Here is a 532-nt window from a genome sequence, read left to right as displayed (position 1 = left end):
AGTTGGCATCGTCGGCAGCGTCAGATGTGTATAAGAGACAGCCTTTAAGTCATGCTCTTTGTCGCCTTGATTCTTGATACCATATATCCTTATCGGGATCTTTTTTTGCGGCGGGATAATGGTAAAAGCAGGTACCGTATAAACCTCATTTTGTTCCGCATACAAGTTCTTAGAGTCTGCCTGTTGCCAGTTCAATACCCTGACTTGCAGACTGACACTTTCACTACCTACGTTTTTTAACCAAAAAACGCTGTTCTTAGCGCTACCAGTAAAAGAAATCGTGACCGGCCAGATTTCCATATTTGCTGCGGCAAAGCAATGAGTAGAAAATGCCAGCATGGCAAAAGAAAAAAGGAATTTATTCATGCGGTATTCCACCAAATAATTTATTTTTCATTTAGTAAGAGACAGTTATAGCTGTCTCTTATACACATCTCCGAGCCCACGAGACAGGCGGTATCATCTCGTATGCCGGCTTGGGCTTGAAGAGGGGGGGGGGGGGGGGGGGGGGGGGGGGGGGGGGGGGGGGGGG

1 protein-coding gene is annotated in these 532 nt (G+C 47.2%); it reads right to left on the bottom strand.

From position 1 onward, the window contains the following. On the bottom strand, window positions 1-366 hold a 366-nt coding region (locus tag JHD74_RS25970), incomplete at its 3' end, for a fimbria/pilus periplasmic chaperone (protein ID WP_199063905.1). Between the last annotated feature and the right edge of the window lie 166 nt (window positions 367-532).

The organism is Serratia sp. ASV30 (assembly GCF_016428815.1).
In the GTDB taxonomy this organism is placed as follows: domain Bacteria; phylum Pseudomonadota; class Gammaproteobacteria; order Enterobacterales; family Enterobacteriaceae; genus Chania; species Chania fonticola_C.
This window is presented reverse-complemented; position numbering and strand designations above follow the sequence as displayed.